Here is an 18,579-nt window from a genome sequence, read left to right on the forward strand (position 1 = left end):
CGGGAGGATTTATGTCTGGTGTAAAAATTTCTAATGCCATCAAAAAGTACGAAACCGTACAGGTTATTCATGGCGTTGATTTAGAAGTAGAACATGGCGAGTTCTGCGTTTTTGTTGGCCCATCAGGTTGTGGCAAGTCCACCCTGTTGCGCATGATCGCAGGGCTAGAAGAAACCACATCAGGCACGATCCAAATCGGGGATCGCGATGTAACAACAGCGGACCCCGCAGATCGTGGCGTTGCGATGGTTTTTCAAACCTACGCACTTTATCCACATATGACTGTCGCTGAAAACATGGGCTTTGGGCTCAAAATGAATGGGGTTCCAAAGGCTGAAGTAAAAAGAAAAGTCAACGAAGCATCACAAATTCTCAAATTGGACGACTATCTTGGTCGCAAACCCAAGGCGCTTTCTGGCGGGCAACGTCAACGGGTTGCGATTGGCCGCGCAATTGTGCGTGGGCCTGAAGTGTTTTTGTTTGACGAACCGCTTTCAAATTTGGACGCTGAATTGCGTGTGGAGATGCGGGTTGAACTAGCCCGGTTGCACAAAGAAATTGGCGCCACCATGATTTATGTGACACACGATCAGGTGGAAGCCATGACCTTGGCTGACAAAATTGTGGTGTTGCGCGCGGGCAATGTGGAACAGGTGGGTTCGCCCATGCAGCTCTATAAGAACCCAGATAACAAATTTGTTGCCGGCTTCATTGGTTCGCCGGGCATGAATTTTGTTGAAGGCTTTGCCAAAGACGGATCTGTTGATTGTGCTGCATTTGGCAATGGCAGCATCAACACATCTGTGTCTCTGCCAGCGATGGGCGGTGCTGTAACCGTTGGCGTCCGACCTCAGCATTTGACAATCGACCCTAATGGCGACGGACTAATCGTAGATTTGGTCGAGCATTTGGGCGGGGTAACATATATCTATCTCAACGCGACAAATGGCGAACGAATAATCGTTGAAGCAAGCGCTGAAGTTGAAGCGCCCGCTTTGGGCAGCAAAGTTAGTGTGGCATTTGATCCGGAAAACATGATGCTGTTTGACGCAAAAACTGAAAAGCGCTTGCGCTAGGTTTTACGTTAGATCTAGTTCGCCAGAAACCGGTCCAGCGCTTGCAAAAAGTTGGACCGGTCTGCTTTCGTGAAACCGGGGTTGTAACCTTTGATTTCACCGCTTTCGCGCAGGTCCTGCTTCAACCCCCGCATGGCAATTGCCATACCGATGTTTTCGTCCGTAAATGGTTTGCCCGTTGGCCCAAGTACCCTTGCCTTCTTGTCAAGGCAGCGTTGGGCCAATGGGATATCTGCTGTCACAGCAACATCACCATCACCAATGTTCTCTGCAATCCAATCATCCGCCACATCGGCGCCGTGGGGCACGATAACATGTTGGATCATCGGATCTCGAGACGGGCGTAGCCCGCCGTTTGACACGATAACCACAGGCACGCCGTAGCGCTCGGCTACCCGGATGATTTCGTCTTTCACTGGGCAAGCATCGCCGTCAACATAGATTTTTGTCATGGCGATCTTTTATCCATTCGATCAGGTGTTGGCCAGTTCCCTATTGCACAATTCTTTGCTCAACCGCTGCGCCTTCCACTAAGTTGGCGCCAGGGTACAGAACGATCACTTCTTGTTCAGCCAGCCCCTCAAGCACTTGAGCTTGCAGGCCGTTGTTTTGCCCAATTTTGACGTTGCGTTTGCTGGCTTTGCCATCTTCAACGGTAAATACCGCCCAGTCGTTGGCTTCCCGGAACAAAGCGCTGGACGGCACAACCAGGGCGTTTTGATCTTCCCACACCACAATCTTAACTTCCACTCGGAACCCATGCCCTAGGCTTTGTCGCTGTTCCCACGGGTCAGTAAATTCAATGATCGCCCCTACCCTTTGCTCCTCTACGCCAAGCGCAGAGTATTTTGTGTAACCCCAAGGGTCCACTCGGGTTACAGTGCCGCCCAGTTGTTTGGGGCCGCCCCAATTGTCAACAATCACTCTATCGCCAACACCCACTTTGACCGCGTCGCTAGAAAGGAGTTCGACGATAATCTCCATGCCATTGGAAATATCGCCAATCTCTAAAATGGGTGTCCCTGCGGGCAGAGTTGTTTCACTGACTTGCTTAACCTGCAGCACACGGCCGGAAACAGGTGCGCGAAGTGGTATAGAAGCTGCGCCACGGCTAACTGAAGGATTGCCTTGATCGTCAAAACTGATCAGCTGAGCGCGAGCAATTTCCAAATCGGCCCCGCGCATCGAAATGGCTGCCGCCGTTGTGTCCAAAACCGCAGCCGCCGAACGTGCAACGCTTTGCGCACGGTCAAGGGTAGCACGAGAAACGACTTCTTTTTCAAACAGTTGAGTGGTTCGTTGCAAGTCTATTTCGGACAATTCTTTATCAGCCACGGCCCGTTCGTGTTCGGCACGCGCCAATTGCAAAGCAGCTTCTGCAGCTTTTGTTGTAGCCAGCGCCTGTTCTCGGGAGCGAACGTCTAGCGCCGCAGGATTTGTTGGCAACATACTGGCGACGATCGATGTGCCGCCAATCACCATATCGCCCGGCTCAACTTCAACGCGCTGCAATCGTCCAGCCACAGGCGTTGAAACCGTATAGACATCTTGCACACGGGTTTTCGCATCCTCATCGATGGTGACAACCATAGGCGCGCGTTCGACCACTCCCAGATCGACAGATATAGGTTTTGGCCAAAATGCATAGGTTAGCGCACCAACCACACCGATGATCACCACCAAGATAATCCAATTGCGAGACGTTCTTTTTGCCATGTCCTACTCCCTGGTTTTAAGGGCTGAGACGAGATTGAGCCCGTCCATATTGCGTTTTACCATCCAGCCAGAAAATATCGAAGACACCAGCACAGCAATTCCTGCTGTACCAAAAGCTTCGGGCTGAAGTTGGTTTGGAATTTGATAGAGGTCAGTCGAAAAACCTTCAACGATTGCAACGTTCAATCCGATGCCAAAAGCAATGCCAATCGGAACGGCCAAAATGACCATAATGGCAAGTTCACCAAGCAAAACGAAGGCGGTTTCGCCTTTTGTAAAACCGATTACACGTAAACTAGCTAGGTCACGTGCGCGTTCTGCGAATGCAATGCGTGCACTGTTGTAAACGATGCCAAATGTGATGATCGCTGCAATAAAGCTCATCACATAGCGCATGGAACCAGCGCTTTGATCCATAAGTGTTTCAAACGCTTCTCGCGAAGTAGATTTTAAACTCGCGCCAGCGATGAATGGCATTGCCTTGAGCGATTCATATAATTCGGACTGATATTTTTCGTCGATTTGCAAATAAGCACCACTGATCTGGTTTGGCTGTTTCAATGCGCGATTTAGGGCTCCAATTTGCAAATAGGCGGGCGCACCGGACAAGGTTTCTGCAATACCCACTATGGGCATGGATAGGATGGGTCGTTCACCCTCTTGCACCTCAATTGTCATCGTTTGCCCGGGCGCAATTGCCAACTTCTTCGCCAAGGACTTGGCGATAATAATGCCATCGTCGCGTAATCTGATAGGATTCAAGTTCTTATCAACGGCGCGGAATTGTTGCGGATTGGCAATCAGCCCCGTCAAAGCCCCTTTATGTGAATGCAATCCATTGCGCATAATCACAGGGACCACCCGGAACGGTTCAACTTGTGCAACCCCTTCAAGAGCGTTCAGTTCATATAGCGTTTTGTCAGATCGCAATGCGGCAAAAACAACCGTCATGTCTGAACGATCCACATAGTCAAATGTTTGATCGACAACGGTGGTGAACGTCATCATCAAACCGATCGAGGCGGCGGATAGCCCCATGCCGGCGCCGACCCCAAGTGCTGCGCCAAATGCGCGCCCCGGATGGCGCGCGACCCGACGCAACACCATGCGCGTTGGTTGATCAAACAGGCGATTGACCACCGCCAGAAAGCCCCCCGCTGTTGAATAATCAGCGGGTGCGGGCGGGCGCATGGCAACGGCGGGTGTCAGGGCAAAAACATTTCTCAAAACGAACAAAGCGCCGGCCGAGGCGGTGAAAACGCTAACGAGAATGCCGATGATGAAAGCCTGCGGGTCCACACGAAAAACAAGAAATGGGAACTTATAGTACTGCTGGAATAGGTCCGCGTAGCTGCGCCCAACCATAACGCCAATCAGACAGCCAACCAAAGCCCCACCAATGGCGATTGCTAGAACAAATTTGAAGTAATGGGCACTCACTTCAAAAGAAGAGTAGCCAAAAGCTTTAAGTAGGCCGATTTGTTCACGCTCCGACTGGATCATCCTTGAAATCACGATGTTGAGCAAAAAAGCGGCGATTGCTAAAAATATCGGTGGCAGGATTTTACTCTGCGTGGCCAGGCCTTTGATTTCTTCGGTCAAGAAGCGATTGGAAGCTTGATCTTCGATGCCGTAAGCACCGGTGCCACCATAGTTTGCCAACACCTGATCAACTCGGTCCAATACTTGAGGCAATTTTGCGTCGCGTGTGAGCGAAAACAGCGCTTCAGAGAAAGCGCCTCTAAGATCAAATGCTGCGCCCAAACTGGTTTCGCTCATCCAAAGGACGGCAAACCGCTTATCGTCAGGAGCAAGTTCCCCCGGCGCCATGGAGATCAAAAACTCTGGGGATTGGGCCAGTCCGGCAATCTCTAATTTCCTTCGAGCACCATTGATGGTTGCTGAAATCGTGTCGCCGGGCGAAATGCCATGCGCATTTGCGAACGAGCGCAGCAGAATGGCCTGATTTTCCCTGCTGGGATCCAACTGATTTCCCTCGGCCAAATAGATGTCATTTAGGCGTGGCACGCCATGGTCAGGCAATGACAGGACCGCCGCACTTATGGGCACATCTTCTTGTGGCAAATCGATCAGTCCGCCGCCTCGCATACGACCCATCACACTATCGACACCGGGGATGGCGGCAAGGTTGTTGAGAAGGTATTTGGGTGCCCTCACCGCAGGTGCATAGGCTTGGGCAAGGCGATAACGATCATAATAGGTGTCTTTTGTCTGACTAAGCGAATGAAACAAGCCATCCATCATTACCAGCACCACAACGCCAACAGCGATCACCAACCCAATGGCTATCGCCTGCATTTTCATGCGACCAAGGTCTCTGAGCAGTTTTTTGTCGAGAGCTGAAAGCATTCCTACCACTCGATCTCATCGGCGGTGAGCTTGGTTGTGTTTTCAATAACTTCACGAACGCCGCCATCGGCAAAATGGATGACCCTATCTGCCATAGCCGCTGTTGCCGCGGCATGGGTCACAATCATCACGGTGGTGCCAAGTTCTTGGTTGACGGTTTGCAAAACATTTAGAACTGATCGCCCTGTTTTGCTGTCCAGCGCGCCAGTGGGTTCATCGCAAAACATCACCGTTGGTTGCTTGGCCACCGCACGAGCGATCGCAACTCGCTGTTGTTCTCCACCTGAAAGTTGAGCGGGAAAGTGGTTGATCCGTTCGGTCAAGCCGACCAAAGACAGCGCATGTTCTGCGTCCATCGGGTCATCTGCAATTTCTGTGACCAGTTCGACGTTTTCTTTGGCGGTCAGGCTGGGCATTAAATTGTAGAACTGAAATACAAATCCAACATGTTCACGTCGGTAAAGTGTGAGCGCACGCTCACCCATTGTGGTTAGTTCACGGTCAAAAAAGTGAGCGGTACCATTGGTGGCATCATCCAGCCCACCCAATATGTTAAGCAGAGTGGATTTGCCACTGCCTGATGGCCCCAAAAGCACCACCATTTCGCCGGTCGGAATGGCAATATCAACCCCACGCAATGCATGCACGGCAGCAGCGCCTTCGCCATAAGTCTTTGTAAGACCTTGGGTGCGAAAAGCTGTATCGCCGTTCAATTTATGCATATTCATCCCCATCCGATTGCATTGTGCCAGATTAGGGGAGAAGTATCGCTGCACAATTGATGGAAATCAAATATCGGACTTCCTTTTGTGCGCAATCCGTTATGTATGAACCCAAAAAAGCCGAGCAGGTTGGAGGAACCCGCTCGGCCATACGTCTTGGGAGATGACGTTTGGTTTTAGGCTATGCGCGCACCACTTTCGGGTTCAAACACTGACGCTTTGGACAAGTCAAAGGCAAGTGATGCATTTTGACCTGCGACAACTTCAGCGTCAGCCCGCAAACGGGCAGTGACTTGTTTGCCACCCAAGCTTGTCACCACGAATGTATCGGACCCGGCGGGTTCGACCACATCAATGTGACAATCTGCAAGCTGACCATTTTGCGCAACGATGGAAAGTGGATCCGTGATATTTTCGGGTCGAAGTCCCAAAATCACTTCTTTTGCGCCACTTCCATTCATGCCCGCGATTTCGCGGTCAAAACTAAGGGTCAGGTATTCGCCACCCGTTCGAGCAATGGAAATCTTGGTCCCGTCACCTGAAGAGGTAGCTTGTGCGGGAATGAGGTTCATAGAAGGTGACCCCATAAAATCCGCAACAAACATATTTGCCGGATGATTGTAGATTTCATTCGGGGTGCCAACTTGTTGGATTACACCATCTTTCATGACCACGATCTTTGTAGCCAATGTCATAGCTTCGATTTGATCGTGCGTCACATAGACAATGGATGCGCCAAGTGTTTGGTGCAAACGTTTGATTTCTGTACGCATTTCGACACGCAGCTTGGCATCCAAGTTCGACAATGGTTCATCAAACAAGAACAGCTGCGGATCACGGACTAGTGCCCGGCCCATCGCAACCCGCTGGCGTTGACCACCTGAAAGTTGTGAGGGTTTGCGATCGAGCAAATGATCGATTTGCAAAAGCCCGGCAACCTCAGCAAGCTTTGCTTGTTGCTCTTCTTCTGGAATGCCGCGCACTTTCATCCCGAAGGTGATGTTTTTGCCAACCGTCATGGTTGGATAAAGTGCGTAGGACTGAAACACCATTGCGATGTCGCGGTCTTTTGGCGAAACGCCGATCATCGAGCGCCCACCGATGTTGATATCGCCCGCAGTCGACTCTTCAAGTCCAGCAATGCAGTTCAACAGTGTTGATTTACCGCAACCCGAGGGGCCGACCAAAACCAAGAATTCGCCTGGTTCGATGGAGACATTGATGTTTTTTAAGATTTTGACCGTGCCGTATGCTTTATCGAGATTCTCGATCGACAAAATCTGTTGTGTGGTTTCTGTCATCTGATTATCCCTTCACAGAACCGGCGGTTAAACCGCGGATAAAATATTTTCCGGCAACGACGTACACAAAGAGTGTTGGTAGGGCAGCAATGATGGCTGCGGCCATGTCGACGTTGTATTCTTTGACGCCAGTTGTTGAGTTCACGATGTTGTTCAGCGCTACGGTAATTGGTTGCGTGCCTGCTTGGCTAAATGACACACCGAAAAGGAAATCATTCCAAATTTGGGTGAACTGCCAAATGACCGTCACAACAATAATCGGTGGCGAGATCGGCAGGAAGATCGAGAAAAAGATCCTAAAGAACCCTGCCCCATCAACTTTTGCAGCCTTCACCAACTCTTGTGGCACAGTGACGTAATAGTTTCGGAAGAACAAAGTTGTGAACCCGATACCATAGACCACGTGAACAAACACAAGGCCGCCGATTGTGCCAGCAATCTTGAGCACACCGAGGGTCATCGCCATTGGCAAAATCACCACTTGGAAGGGAATGAAGCAGCCAAACAACATGAGCGCGAACAACACGTTGGAGCCCTTAAAGCGCCATTGAGCGAGCACATAACCGTTTACTGCACCCAACAAAGTGGACAAAAAGACAGCTGGAACAGACAAGAGCACAGAGTTCCAGAAAAAGGGGCGCAAGCCTTCACATTGAATGCCCGTACATGCGCTGGACCAAGCAGTGGCCCAGGACGAGAAATCTAGTTCTCGGGGAAGCGAAAGCAAAGAACCTGTGCGGATTTCATCAAGACTTTTCAATGAGGTTGTGACCATCACAAAAAGTGGCATCAGATAATAAAGTGCGAACACGATAAGCAAGGCGTATAGACCAAACCGCAAAGCGATACGTTGGGCAAGTCTAACGCGCGCGGCGCTTTTTTCTGACTGAGCGTTATTCATCGACATATCAGTCATGGCGTGGTCTCAGTTCTGAATAGAGATATGGAACGATGATCGCAGTAACAATGATCATCATGACTGTTGCTGAAGATGCAGCTTGGCCAATATCGCCGCGAGAGAACGCCATGGCATACATGAATGTTGCCGGCATATCGGTAGCATAGCCCGGCCCACCGCCTGTTAGAGCGATAACTAGATCGAAGCTCTTAATAGCGAGGTGAGACAAAACGATAAAAGCGGATAGGAAAATCGGTGCCATCGACGGAATGATGATGCTCATATAGATGCGTGGTGTGGAAACACCATCCACCATTGCGGCACGGATGACTTCGTTATCTACTGAGCGCAACCCTGCCAGGAAGAGCGCCATGACAAAACCAGACGACTGCCAAACCCCGGCGATCACGATCGTGTAAATCGCTAGTTTTGGATCAACGAGCCAATTGAAGGCGAAGTCAGTCCAACCCAAATCATGCATGACAGATTCAATGCCAAGGCCTGGGTTCAAAATCCACTTCCATGCGGTACCTGTAACAATGAAGCTGAGCGCCATTGGATACAGATAAATGGTGCGTAAGGGGCCTTCAGTGCGGATCTTTTGATCCAGCAAAATGGCCAGTGCCAAACCAATAACTGTGGCAAAAAGGATGAACAAAATGCCGAAAATGGCAAGATTTGTTAGCGCGACCTCAAAACGGGGAGAGTCTGCTAGCCGTTCATATTGGATGGTGCCTTTTAGGTCATATTTTGGCAAAAGCTTTGAGCGGGTGAAGGACACATAAGCGGTCCATCCGATAAACCCATAAACAAAGACGAAAATTGCTATGAAGCTTGGGGCTAGCACCATCTTGGGCACGTGTTTTTCAAGCCATTCGGTCATTAGATTGCTCCAAGAGACCATCCACGCGACACTTAGAAGTCGCGTGGATGAGCGGTTTGTTGTGAACTAGATTACAGTGAGTTTGCCACTGCTTGGGCCAATGCTGCAACTGCGTCTTCTGAACTCATATCTGAGTTGAAGTGTGCTGTAACAACATCAGTGATCGCACCAGCTTGTGCACCACGGATCGCCATGCCGTGCGCATAGCTTGGTAGCAAGAAACCTTGATCAATCGCTGTGTTCAAATCTGCATTTGACTGGCGACCACAGAATTCAAACTCATCCATAGAAACGTCCAAACGCGCTGGAACAGAACCTTTGTTCAAGTTGAAGACTTTTTGGAAGTTGCCGCCCATAACCAATTTAGCAAGCAATTTTTGGCCCGCTACAGCGTCATCGCCATCAACATTGAAGAACGCAAAGCTGTCTACGTTGTAAAGGTATGCACCGCCAGAAGGAGAAGTACATGTGAAGTCTTTGCCTGGAACTTTGCCCGCTGCAATGAATTCACCCTTTGCCCAGTCGCCCATGATTTGGAAAGCGGCTTCGCCATTGATGACCATTGCTGTGGCAAGGTTCCAATCGCGACCTGAGAAGTTGTCATCAACATAGCCGCGCATTGTGCGCATCTGGTCAAAAACAGCTTTCATTTGGTCAGATTTTAGCGTGTCCATATCAAGCTCAACGAAAGCCTTACGGAAGAATTCTGGTCCACCAAGACCAACTGCAACAGCTTCAAACACAGTTGCATCTTGCCAGGCTTGACCACCGTGGGCCAATGGCGTGATGCCCATGCCTTTGAGTTTTTCAGCTGCTGCGTTGAACTCATCCCAAGTTGTTGGGGCGTCAATGCCCGCGTCAGCTAGGACCTTTGAGTTGCCCCAAATCCAGTCGATCCGGTGCACGTTCACCGGTGCAGCACAATATGCGCCATCACACTTCATGTGGTCCGCAATGGCTGCTGGTAGGAGTTCATCCCATCCCTCAGCTTTAGCGACGTCATCAATATTGCCGATTGCGCCTTCTTCGTACCATTCTTGAATTGAAGGGCCTTTGAGCTGCACTGCAGTTGGTGCGTTGCCTGAAAGAACACGTGCACGCAATGCTGTCATTGCAGCATCGCCACCGCCACCAGCAACTGGCATGTCAGTCCAAACACCGCCATTTGCGGCGAATTCGTCTTTCAACACTTTAACAGAAGCGGCTTCGCCGCCTGAAGTCCACCAGTGAAGCACTTCGGCTTTTGGCTCAGCCATTGCAGCTGTTGCCGTCAAGCTAAGTGCCAAAGCACTGGTCAAAAGAACTGATTTTTTCATTACATTCCCCTCCCGAGAGAAATTGAATTGTACCCCGCTAACCCCTGTCAGCGAAGTTGAAATGAAAAGAGAATTATCCAGGACAAAGTGCAATAAGGATTCGTACACACCTTGGGCCAGATCAGCTAATATTCAACCCAAATGTTACGCCCTGTTACATTGGGGCTTGGCTTGTTACAGTTTGTTACTCAATATCTGCGCAAATCGCGTAACACCCGGGAGCATACATGGCTATTCGCCGCATTCTTGTAATTGATGACGATCCTGATGTGTGCGCTATGCTCAAGCAATACCTCACGCGGGAAGGCTATGCGGTGGAGAGCGCACACACCACCCAAGCTGCAATGAGTATTGTTGCACAACGTCGCGTCGATTTGGTTTTCCTTGACGTCATGTTAGGTGAGGAATCTGGATTTGATGTGTGCAAAAAGCTACGCGCGGACAATGCTGTGCCGATCATATTTTTATCTGCCCTTTCAGCCGATCACCATCGCCTCACGGGATACCAAATGGGTGGAGACGACTATATCGCGAAACCTTTTAATCCCGGGCTTTTGCTCGCACGTGTGCGGGCTGTTTTTAGGCGCACCCACCGCGCCTCGTCGCTCGCTTACCGGCGAGACGCTAGAACCTATCGGTTTGAAAAGTGGACGTTTCACGGTGACCGTGAGGAGTTGATTGGATCGGATGGGGTGGAAACTATTCTCTCAAAGCGCGAAACAGCCCTGCTGAAGGTGTTGCTTGCCAACCCACAAATTCCTTTGACCAGAGAAGAGATTGCCAGCGCATTAAATGGGGAAGAAACTGAAAACAAAGAGCTGGACGCTCAACAAAGCAGGGCAATTGATGTGTTGGTGGGGCGACTGCGCCAAAAGATTGAGGTGAGTGCAAAAGCGCCCAAGTTGATCAAAACAATGCGGGGCACGGGGTATCAACTCTGCTGTGCAGTAAACGCTGATGATTGAAGAGCGGTGCACGCAAACGAATTGGTCGAGTTGGCTGTTTTCGGCAACAACAATATCGATCACCATGTTGGGTTTTGCGTTTGTATGTGGGCTGACATCAGCACTAATGTGGGAGCGGTCCAATAGCTCTTGGCAAACACATTTGGATCGCGCGTTCAATGCGGGTGTCGCATTGTTCGGCACGGTGTCCGAACTACGCTCACAACCTAGCAGACCAGTTGATTCAGACATTTTCGTTTATCAAATTACCCAGCCCAAACGAATAACCAGTGAAAATGTCACCCAGTTGTATTTTGGTGTGCCATCTAATGCGGTTTATGAAACCAGCTTGACGCTACACCCCCCCAGTGCGGCAATCACGTCGGCTGGTGATCGCATTGCAGTTCGCGTGTACTCGCCGCAATTCCGCTATTCGGTGGCGTCCATCCAAACCACAAACAACGGCCTCGCCTTTCAGTTTGGCGAGCTGTCACGCGGCATAGCAAAGCTTTGCTCAGACGCAACAATGTTTGTCGAGCTGGATCAGGACAGCTGGCTGAGGTTAAACGCGCCCGTAATTTGGTCTTGCAGCGCAAGGCCCTCAGATTTGCGGCTTCCCGCTTTGTTGTTGGCCGGACTGACACTAGGAATTCTATTCAGCGTTGCAAATGGGTTCTCGCAGATGTTGGAACGCTTGGCAGCGGACGTACGAAAAGCCGCCACAAGCGGCTCCATTGAGGAAATCCCAGAGCGAGGCGCAAACGAGGTCAAAAGCCTTACTTCGGCCGTGAATACCTTTTTCGCCAGTGAGCGGCAAAGGCTGGAAAAACGGGCATTGCTGCTGTCAGGTATTTCCCACGATTTGGGCACACCAGCAACGCGCCTTAAACTGCGCACGGCATTGATTGAAGACAAAGTCCTGCGTGAGAAGTTAGACCGCGACATTGATCAAATGACCGACATGATAGATGGCGTTTTAAGCTATACACGCCACGAGATGGACCTTGAAACACCACGCAAGATTTCGATGCGTTCATTGGTTGAATCGATAGTTGATGATTATGAAGATCTTGGCAAACCCGTAACCCTATCGGCGCCCCAACAGGTGAATTTTGAGCGATTGGGGAATGTATTCAGCCAATCTAGCGAAAGTACAAGAGTGCTCATTCGCGACCATCAACGGGTTTTGTGTAAATGTCGACCAAATGCCATTCGCCGGGCCCTGACAAACTTGATCGAAAATGCGCTTAAATATGGTGAGAGCGCTCACGTTACGCTTAGCGCCACTGCTGAGGAATTCAAAATTGTCGTTTCTGATAATGGCTCCCATACCACGTTTGACGACCCGGAAAAATTGCTCGAACCCTTTGTAAGGGGTGATAACGCAACACTTCAACGCGGCGCTGGCCTAGGCCTCACCATTACAGACTCCGTGGTCAAAAACCATGGCGGCATATTGCGTTTTGAACAGCGCTCAGACGGTCTTGACGTCATTATGGAATTACCGCGCTGGATTTAGTTTCAAAGTCTATCCAGATAGGCTCGAACTGCCGTTTGAACGTGCCGAAAACGATCGCCGCCGAGGTGTTTACCCCCGTACCAGCGCGTAACCACGACAATTTGATTTTGTACTTCTTCGCGCTCCAGCATGCGCAAGATAATCATGCCTGCGCCACTTTCACCATCGTCGTTCTTAATCGCCCCATCCGCGCAGATCAATCCCCATGTGTTGTGGGTCGCTTTCGCATATTTTTTGGCGCGTTTCAGCTCTTTAAGAAAAGCTTTTGCCTCCTTAGCCGAGTGGCATGGTCCGCCGGAAACTGCGTATTTCGAGCCACGGTCGGTAACAATGTTTTCCAGTGTAAGCATTTTGGATGTTTAGGGAAAACAAGCACGATTGGCAAGTCAGCGTGTTGTTCGTGAACGCATCAGAATTTGGATTTCAGTGAAAATTTATCCCCGCAACCTTTGGAAAAGCTATTCTGTTTCTAAACAACAATGAACAGGAAAGAACTCATGCAAGATCGCTTTGAAGGCCGTGCGCCAAGTTTTGATGCCCCTGCCCTGGACGCATTCACAATCACACCGAGTGACGTTACCGATTTTCCCGAACTCATCCGCGCAATTTATGCCGGTGGGCCGGGTCAGATAACTCTGAAAACACCCTCAGGAACGAACGTAACTTTTGAAGGAATTTCTGCTGGCACCATTTTGCCCGTGCGGGCTCGTGCGGTGTTGGCGACGGGCACAACGGCTGTTTCACTCGTCGGTATTGTATAGCGGATTGCCCCCCCCTTTCGCCGACTCATAATGGACAAAATGCACGCCAAAGCCGCCATTGACGGCCGACTGAGTTGATAGTGAGCAATTTTGCTTGTGCGTTCGGCTTAAATTACATATGATTTTTAATATGTAATTTAGGGGTGGAAAATGATAACGAGACGCAAATTCGTCAAATTGGGCATAGCTGTTGGCGCGATCGCTGGCTTTCCTAGCTTAGCACGCGCGCAACAAGTGACAAGCATTGATCAGGGCACGTCAAAATTACACATCATCAACGACGGCTTTATGAAGTTGCCGATGGGGTTTGTTTTTGGCGACGTCCCTGAGGCCGAGCGTGAGCAATTGTTGCTTACCAATAACTTACCACTTGATCAGGTTTCACCGCCTTGTAACGTCACCGTGCTAGAAACCCAAGCTGGGCTTGTTGTCTTTGATGTGGGTGGCGGCACCAACTTCATGCCAACGCTAGGCGGTTTCTTTGACGCCTTTTTGGAAGCGGGATTTGATCCGGAACGGGTAACTGACGTTGTTTTTACCCATGCCCACCCAGATCACCTGTGGGGTATTATAGACGATTTTGACGAAGTCATTTTCCCCAATGCGAACATGCACATTGCCCAATCTGAATTCGACTTTTGGATGGCGGAGGACACAATTTCCAAGATGAACCCAGAACGCCAATCGTTCGCTGTTGGGGCCAAAAACAGGTTGAGCGAATTGGCAGATATGTTCTCGTTCTTCCAGTTTGGTGATGAAATTCTGCCCGGTGTCGAAGCGGTAGATACGAGTGGACACACAATTGGGCACGCATCATTCAACGTGCATCAAGGAACCACGTCCACCATGATTATAGGTGACGCACTCACACACCCCATCATCTCGTTTGAAAGACCGGATTGGCCAACTGGATCAGATCATGATCCCATTGCTGGAATTGCAACAAGGCAGAAATTGCTCGACAGACTCGCAAGTGAAAAGACCCAATTGATTGGATATCATCTCAACAATGCGGGCGTTGGTTATGCCGAGCGTCACAAAAACGCATATAAATTTGTTGCAGCTTAATCCAATCAAGAAAACATGAATGCGCGATCACCGAGCAAGTAAGCTAAGCCAATTCGAGCGCCGATCGCGATCGAACAAATGACAATCGGTGCACTGAACGTGAGCAGTGAGGCTGCGCTGAGCCCCTGACCGATTGTGCAACCGAGCGCTAAAACGCCGCCAAAGCCCATTAGAGCAGCGCCCAAGATGTGACGCCCCAATTCACGGGCATCATCACATGCTTCCCAGTGCACTGATTTTTGCCGCACAGCCCCAATAGACGCACCAACGATTGTGCCAAGAACCAACCCCACCCCATAGTCAGGTCCGACGCCTGTATTGGCGACGAATTGCAATATTCCGTCGCCCAGTGGCAACACAAAACTAGCTGATTCAAGCTGAATTGGATCAAAAGAGACCTGTTGGAAATAGTAGGTCACTCCCCAGCCTATAAAAATTGCGACACCTATCAGCGCGCCCGTCAGCATCGCTTTAGAGTTACGGCGATAGGATTGCGATTTGAAGATCCAAAATGCCGCGAGCGCAAGGATGATCAAGACAATAATCAGGTGGGTCCAAGCCCCCAGAAAGCTCGACAGGAGCGTTGGAATGGATTGGTTCGCGGCAAAACTAAGGTCCAGACTGGCATTGTCTTCTATGAAGGTGCGGACAGGAGAAAGAGCACCGCGACTTGTGGCAAGGGCGACAATGCCAATCACAAGGAACGCCACAAAGCCTTTTAGACTGCCGCCACCCAACCTGATTAACGCGCCAAAGCCGCATGTGCCGACAAGTGCCATGCCCACACCAAATAACCCACCACCAAGAGTATATGCGCCGAGTGCAAAGTCTGTTGTTAGATAGAAACTAGAAGATAGATCAACGACCCCAATCGCTATCAGGAATTGGGTTAAAGCTGCAGCAATCAGTGCCGCCAAAGCCCAGGTCCGCAGTCCGTCAAAGTCGTCCAAATACCAAGCTTTTTCAAAAGCAGACAGTGTGCAAAAAGCGTTTACGCGCGCCACGTAACCTAATGCCAGTCCAACCAAAACACCCGCGAGTGGCAACGCATATAGCGATTCCAACATTCATCCCTCCTTAGATCCCCAAGGGCACAATAGGACGATATATGAGAAAAAGACAATATATACTGGAACTGTGGAGAACTGTTTGGCTATCCGAAGGGAGACTACTTTTCTTCTTTATCGTCCGCGCAAAACAATTCGTAAAGCTGTGCGATAATGGCAGAGACTTCTTCACTGGCAATAGAATAATAGATGGTGCGACCCTCGCGCCGTGTATTCACCAACTTGTCGAAACGCAAACGCGCCAATAATTGGGACACAGATGCCTGAGGCATCGACATTATCCGCTCAAGGTCGGAAACTGATTTCTCGCCATCAGAAAGAATACACAATATCAACATGCGTGACTCATGTGATAGCGCTTTAAGCAAATCACTTGCTTTGCGGGCCTGTTCTATCAACTTGCGCAGTTCTTCGGGGGAAGATTTTTCGCTGAGTGTGGGCAAGGCCATGATGATCACATTCGTATTATTTGGATTGTTCCCCGTCTAAATGTCAAATAACGGGCAATTATTCAAGTTTTTCGATCAGTTCATCAATGAGGAACCAAAAAAACTCGTCTCCACTGTATCCTCTTAGACGGCCCACCTCTTGACCTTTATCAATAAGAACAAAGGTGGGCGTAAAAACTTCCGGTCGAATCTGGGCGAGATCTGCGGGCCAAACTTCGTGAATATCCACTCTGCGCAACGGAAACCGTTTGCCCTCCCAAGTCTTGGGATAAATGTCGCCAATTTCCTCGTGCCATTGCTCGCAATAGGCGCAACCCTCTTGTTCCAACATAAGCAATTGTTGCGCATTTGCGGCACTTATCAACACCTGAGTTATGATTGATAGCGCAAATAAGGTTTTGAAAAATAACAATTTCACAGCTTGCCTCGATCGTTGTGTACTGAGAACTATAGCCCAGAAAAATATATAGTGAAATTCAAATATAATTCAGCTAGAGTGCCAAAAGATATTAAAAATGATATGTAATGGGGATGGACATGTTGGACGTCAGTTTATGGGGCGCACTGATCGCGGGTGTCTTGTCGTTTTTCTCCCCATGTGTGTTGCCAATTGTGCCGCCTTATTTGGCCTATTTGGCGGGCGTGAGTTTTGAGCAACTCAGCGACGAGGAAATGGATGACAGTGCGGCAAAACAAATTCTTTTTGCCTCAATCGCATTCGTTCTGGGCTTCTCGACAGTCTTCATCGCACTTGGCGCTACAGCCAACATCATTGGGCAGACGATAGCCCAATATTACGGCGTTCTGTCGAGCATCGCGGGCATCATCATTATTCTAATGGGCCTGCATTTTGTTGGCATATTGCGACTTTCCATGCTGTACCGCGAAGCGCGGGTTCAAGTGAATGCAAAACCCGTTGGTCTTCTTGGCGCATACGTGATGGGGCTTGCCTTTGCGTTTGGTTGGACGCCCTGCGTTGGTCCAGTTTTGGCGACGATTTTGTTTGTCGCGGGAACCGAAGACACGGCATGGCGCGGCATGAGCTTGCTTTTGGCCTATTCGGTTGGCATCGGCGCACCCTTTATTTTGGCCGGGGCATTTGCTGCACGCTTTATCAAGCTCGCTGGTCGGCTGAAAAAACATATGCGCAAGATTGAGATCGCAATGGGCCTATTGTTGATCGTTACAGGGATACTGTTTCTAACCGGGAGCATGAGCGCTATTGCACAATGGCTGCTCGACACGTTTCCAGCGTTTGGGACAGTAGGATAGGAGATGATATGCTACGGATTTTGACATTTTTGCTTGCTTTTGTTGTTCTTTCAAGCGCGGCGCAAGCAGGAAAAATTGGTGACGACGGATTGCACAAGCAGGACTGGTTTGCACTCACATTCCGCGACATTGCTGAAGATATTGAAACTGCGGCCGCCGATGGAAAGCGGCTCGTTCTAATCTTCGAACAACGCGGCTGCATCTATTGCGCCAAAATGCATGAGGAACTGCTGTCAGATCCTGAAGTCGCTGACTACATCAAAGAAAACTACGTTGTGGTTCAGTACAATATGTTTGGCGATGAAGAAGTGACGGACCTTGATGGCGAGGTGTTGACCGAAAAGTCAGCTGCCCGCAAATGGGGCTATGTCTTTACACCAACCATGGTGTTTCTACCCGATGTCGTTCCAGCCGAACAAACGAGTGTTTCACGAGCAGCGGTTGCCACAATGCCTGGCGCTTTTGGCAAATGGACATTCTTGAATATGTTCAAATGGGTCAAAGAACGTGGTTATGAAGGTGACGAACACTTCCAAAAATACCATGCGCGTGTGATTGCAGAACTAAGAGAAGCCGGGCGACTTTGACACTCTTTATCGTTTATATTCATAGCCTTAGATATGAAACATATGAACATTTGAATTAATATATTGATTGTGAGGTTGTTTGGACTTAAGCTTGTGTTGAAGCTAATGAGATCAGACGATCCATCTCTGGGAGGGGGACTGGCATGAGAAAACTGATTGTCGCTGCAACAGCAGCGATATTGTGTAGCACAGCGATAGCGCTAGCAGACACAGTTGGACCAAATGAGGTTAAGATTGTAGATGCAGCAGTCGAAGGCTCGCTGAGCGGACAGGCAGGCGACGCAGCCGCTGGCCGCGACATTATGATTAATCGCAAGCTTGGCAATTGCCTCGCCTGCCACCAAAATTCAGAAATTCCAGAACAGCCATTCCATGGTGAAGTCGGCCCTCCACTAGATGGAGTTGCTGATCGTTGGAGTGAGGGCGAACTGCGGGCCATATTGGTTGATGTCAAAACTGCCATGAACCCAGATTCCATTATGCCGTCTTTTTACAGCTTGAATTTGGGTGTGCGCGTTGCTGAGAGTTTCGCAGGCAAGACAATCCTTCAGGCACAACAGGTTGAAGACGTTCTTGCCTATTTGATGACGCTTAAAGAGGAATAACACCAGCATGAACAAGGAGACACGA

General features: G+C 49.8%; 20 protein-coding genes. 8 read left to right on the plus strand and 12 right to left on the minus strand.

Translation table 11 applies throughout. The annotated features are described in order from the left end of the window. The first annotated feature begins 11 nt into the window (after positions 1–11). Positions 12–1,076, plus strand: coding sequence for an ABC transporter ATP-binding protein (locus O4H47_RS02495; RefSeq protein WP_269392356.1), 1,065 nt, complete (start codon positions 12–14; stop codon positions 1,074–1,076). 14 nt (positions 1,077–1,090) lie between these two features. On the opposite strand, the gene O4H47_RS02500 is transcribed toward O4H47_RS02495, so the two are convergent. From O4H47_RS02500 to O4H47_RS02535, 8 genes are all read right to left on the minus strand, one after another. Beyond that, a complete protein-coding gene (locus O4H47_RS02500) occupies positions 1,091–1,534 on the minus strand; it encodes a YaiI/YqxD family protein (protein WP_419719589.1) in 444 nt (147 codons plus the stop codon). Between the two features lie 34 nt (positions 1,535–1,568). Further along, complete coding sequence (locus O4H47_RS02505; RefSeq protein ID WP_269392358.1) at positions 1,569–2,792, minus strand: efflux RND transporter periplasmic adaptor subunit; 1,224 nt, start codon at positions 2,790–2,792, stop codon at positions 1,569–1,571. Between the two features lie 3 nt (positions 2,793–2,795). Beyond that, on the minus strand, positions 2,796–5,162 hold the full coding sequence (locus tag O4H47_RS02510; RefSeq protein ID WP_269392359.1) for an ABC transporter permease: 2,367 nt from the start codon (positions 5,160–5,162) through the stop codon (positions 2,796–2,798). A gap of 2 nt (positions 5,163–5,164) precedes the next feature. Beyond that, positions 5,165–5,884, minus strand: a complete 720-nt coding sequence (locus tag O4H47_RS02515; RefSeq protein ID WP_269392360.1) for an ABC transporter ATP-binding protein — start codon at positions 5,882–5,884, stop codon at positions 5,165–5,167. 176 nt (positions 5,885–6,060) lie between these two features. After that, positions 6,061–7,185: an ABC transporter ATP-binding protein gene (locus O4H47_RS02520; protein WP_269392361.1), complete on the minus strand. Its 1,125-nt coding sequence runs from the start codon at positions 7,183–7,185 to the stop codon at positions 6,061–6,063. Between the two features lie 4 nt (positions 7,186–7,189). Then, the gene (locus O4H47_RS02525) at positions 7,190–8,092 is read right to left on the minus strand and encodes a carbohydrate ABC transporter permease (protein WP_419719590.1); all 903 of its coding nucleotides are present in this window, start codon (positions 8,090–8,092) and stop codon (positions 7,190–7,192) included. A 1-nt stretch (position 8,093) separates the two neighbouring features. Then, positions 8,094–8,966, minus strand: coding sequence for a carbohydrate ABC transporter permease (locus O4H47_RS02530; RefSeq protein WP_269392362.1), 873 nt, complete (start codon positions 8,964–8,966; stop codon positions 8,094–8,096). Positions 8,967–9,037: 71 nt separating this feature from the next. Further along, positions 9,038–10,282 carry an ABC transporter substrate-binding protein gene (locus O4H47_RS02535; RefSeq protein WP_269392363.1) on the minus strand — a complete coding sequence of 415 codons (1,245 nt, stop codon included), beginning with the start codon at positions 10,280–10,282 and terminating at the stop codon, positions 9,038–9,040. 227 nt (positions 10,283–10,509) lie between these two features. Between O4H47_RS02535 and O4H47_RS02540 the strand changes: the two genes are divergently transcribed. Both O4H47_RS02540 and O4H47_RS02545 read left to right on the plus strand, forming a co-directional pair. After that, the gene (locus tag O4H47_RS02540) at positions 10,510–11,247 is read left to right on the plus strand and encodes a response regulator transcription factor (protein ID WP_269392364.1); all 738 of its coding nucleotides are present in this window, start codon (positions 10,510–10,512) and stop codon (positions 11,245–11,247) included. Continuing rightward, positions 11,240–12,745, plus strand: a complete 1,506-nt coding sequence (locus O4H47_RS02545; RefSeq protein ID WP_269392365.1) for an ATP-binding protein — start codon at positions 11,240–11,242, stop codon at positions 12,743–12,745. Before O4H47_RS02540 ends, O4H47_RS02545 begins: the two co-directional genes overlap by 8 nt. Before the next feature lie 2 nt (positions 12,746–12,747). Here O4H47_RS02545 and O4H47_RS02550 read toward each other — a convergent pair whose 3' ends face one another. Then, complete coding sequence (locus tag O4H47_RS02550; protein WP_269392366.1) at positions 12,748–13,095, minus strand: YigZ family protein; 348 nt, start codon at positions 13,093–13,095, stop codon at positions 12,748–12,750. Between the two features lie 147 nt (positions 13,096–13,242). Between O4H47_RS02550 and O4H47_RS02555 the strand changes: the two genes are divergently transcribed. Both O4H47_RS02555 and O4H47_RS02560 read left to right on the plus strand, forming a co-directional pair. Beyond that, positions 13,243–13,506 carry a spike base protein, RCAP_Rcc01079 family gene (locus O4H47_RS02555; protein ID WP_269392367.1) on the plus strand — a complete coding sequence of 88 codons (264 nt, stop codon included), beginning with the start codon at positions 13,243–13,245 and terminating at the stop codon, positions 13,504–13,506. A gap of 150 nt (positions 13,507–13,656) precedes the next feature. Next, on the plus strand, positions 13,657–14,574 hold the full coding sequence (locus tag O4H47_RS02560; protein ID WP_269392368.1) for an MBL fold metallo-hydrolase: 918 nt from the start codon (positions 13,657–13,659) through the stop codon (positions 14,572–14,574). A gap of 5 nt (positions 14,575–14,579) precedes the next feature. On the opposite strand, the gene O4H47_RS02565 is transcribed toward O4H47_RS02560, so the two are convergent. The 3 genes from O4H47_RS02565 to O4H47_RS02575 form a co-directional block, all read right to left on the minus strand. Beyond that, positions 14,580–15,641 carry a YeeE/YedE family protein gene (locus O4H47_RS02565; RefSeq protein WP_269392369.1) on the minus strand — a complete coding sequence of 354 codons (1,062 nt, stop codon included), beginning with the start codon at positions 15,639–15,641 and terminating at the stop codon, positions 14,580–14,582. A 101-nt stretch (positions 15,642–15,742) separates the two neighbouring features. Beyond that, complete coding sequence (locus tag O4H47_RS02570; protein ID WP_269392370.1) at positions 15,743–16,090, minus strand: ArsR/SmtB family transcription factor; 348 nt, start codon at positions 16,088–16,090, stop codon at positions 15,743–15,745. Positions 16,091–16,148: 58 nt separating this feature from the next. Then, entirely contained in the window at positions 16,149–16,508 is a 360-nt protein-coding gene (locus O4H47_RS02575; RefSeq protein ID WP_269392371.1) for a transcriptional regulator, read from the minus strand. A gap of 119 nt (positions 16,509–16,627) precedes the next feature. Between O4H47_RS02575 and O4H47_RS02580 the strand changes: the two genes are divergently transcribed. The 3 genes from O4H47_RS02580 to soxX all read left to right on the plus strand — a co-directional run bounded on the left by O4H47_RS02580 (position 16,628) and on the right by soxX (position 18,554). Continuing rightward, on the plus strand, positions 16,628–17,362 hold the full coding sequence (locus tag O4H47_RS02580) for a cytochrome c biogenesis CcdA family protein (protein WP_269392372.1): 735 nt from the start codon (positions 16,628–16,630) through the stop codon (positions 17,360–17,362). 8 nt (positions 17,363–17,370) lie between these two features. Beyond that, positions 17,371–17,949 (plus strand): thioredoxin family protein, encoded by a 579-nt coding sequence (locus tag O4H47_RS02585; RefSeq protein WP_269392373.1) that lies wholly within the window; start codon positions 17,371–17,373, stop codon positions 17,947–17,949. 143 nt (positions 17,950–18,092) lie between these two features. Further along, entirely contained in the window at positions 18,093–18,554 is a 462-nt protein-coding gene (soxX, locus tag O4H47_RS02590) for a sulfur oxidation c-type cytochrome SoxX (RefSeq protein WP_269392374.1), read from the plus strand. Positions 18,555–18,579: the final 25 nt, after the last annotated feature.

Source organism: Maritalea porphyrae, from assembly GCF_027213965.1.
GTDB classification, from domain to species: Bacteria; Pseudomonadota; Alphaproteobacteria; order Rhizobiales; family Devosiaceae; genus Maritalea; species Maritalea porphyrae_A.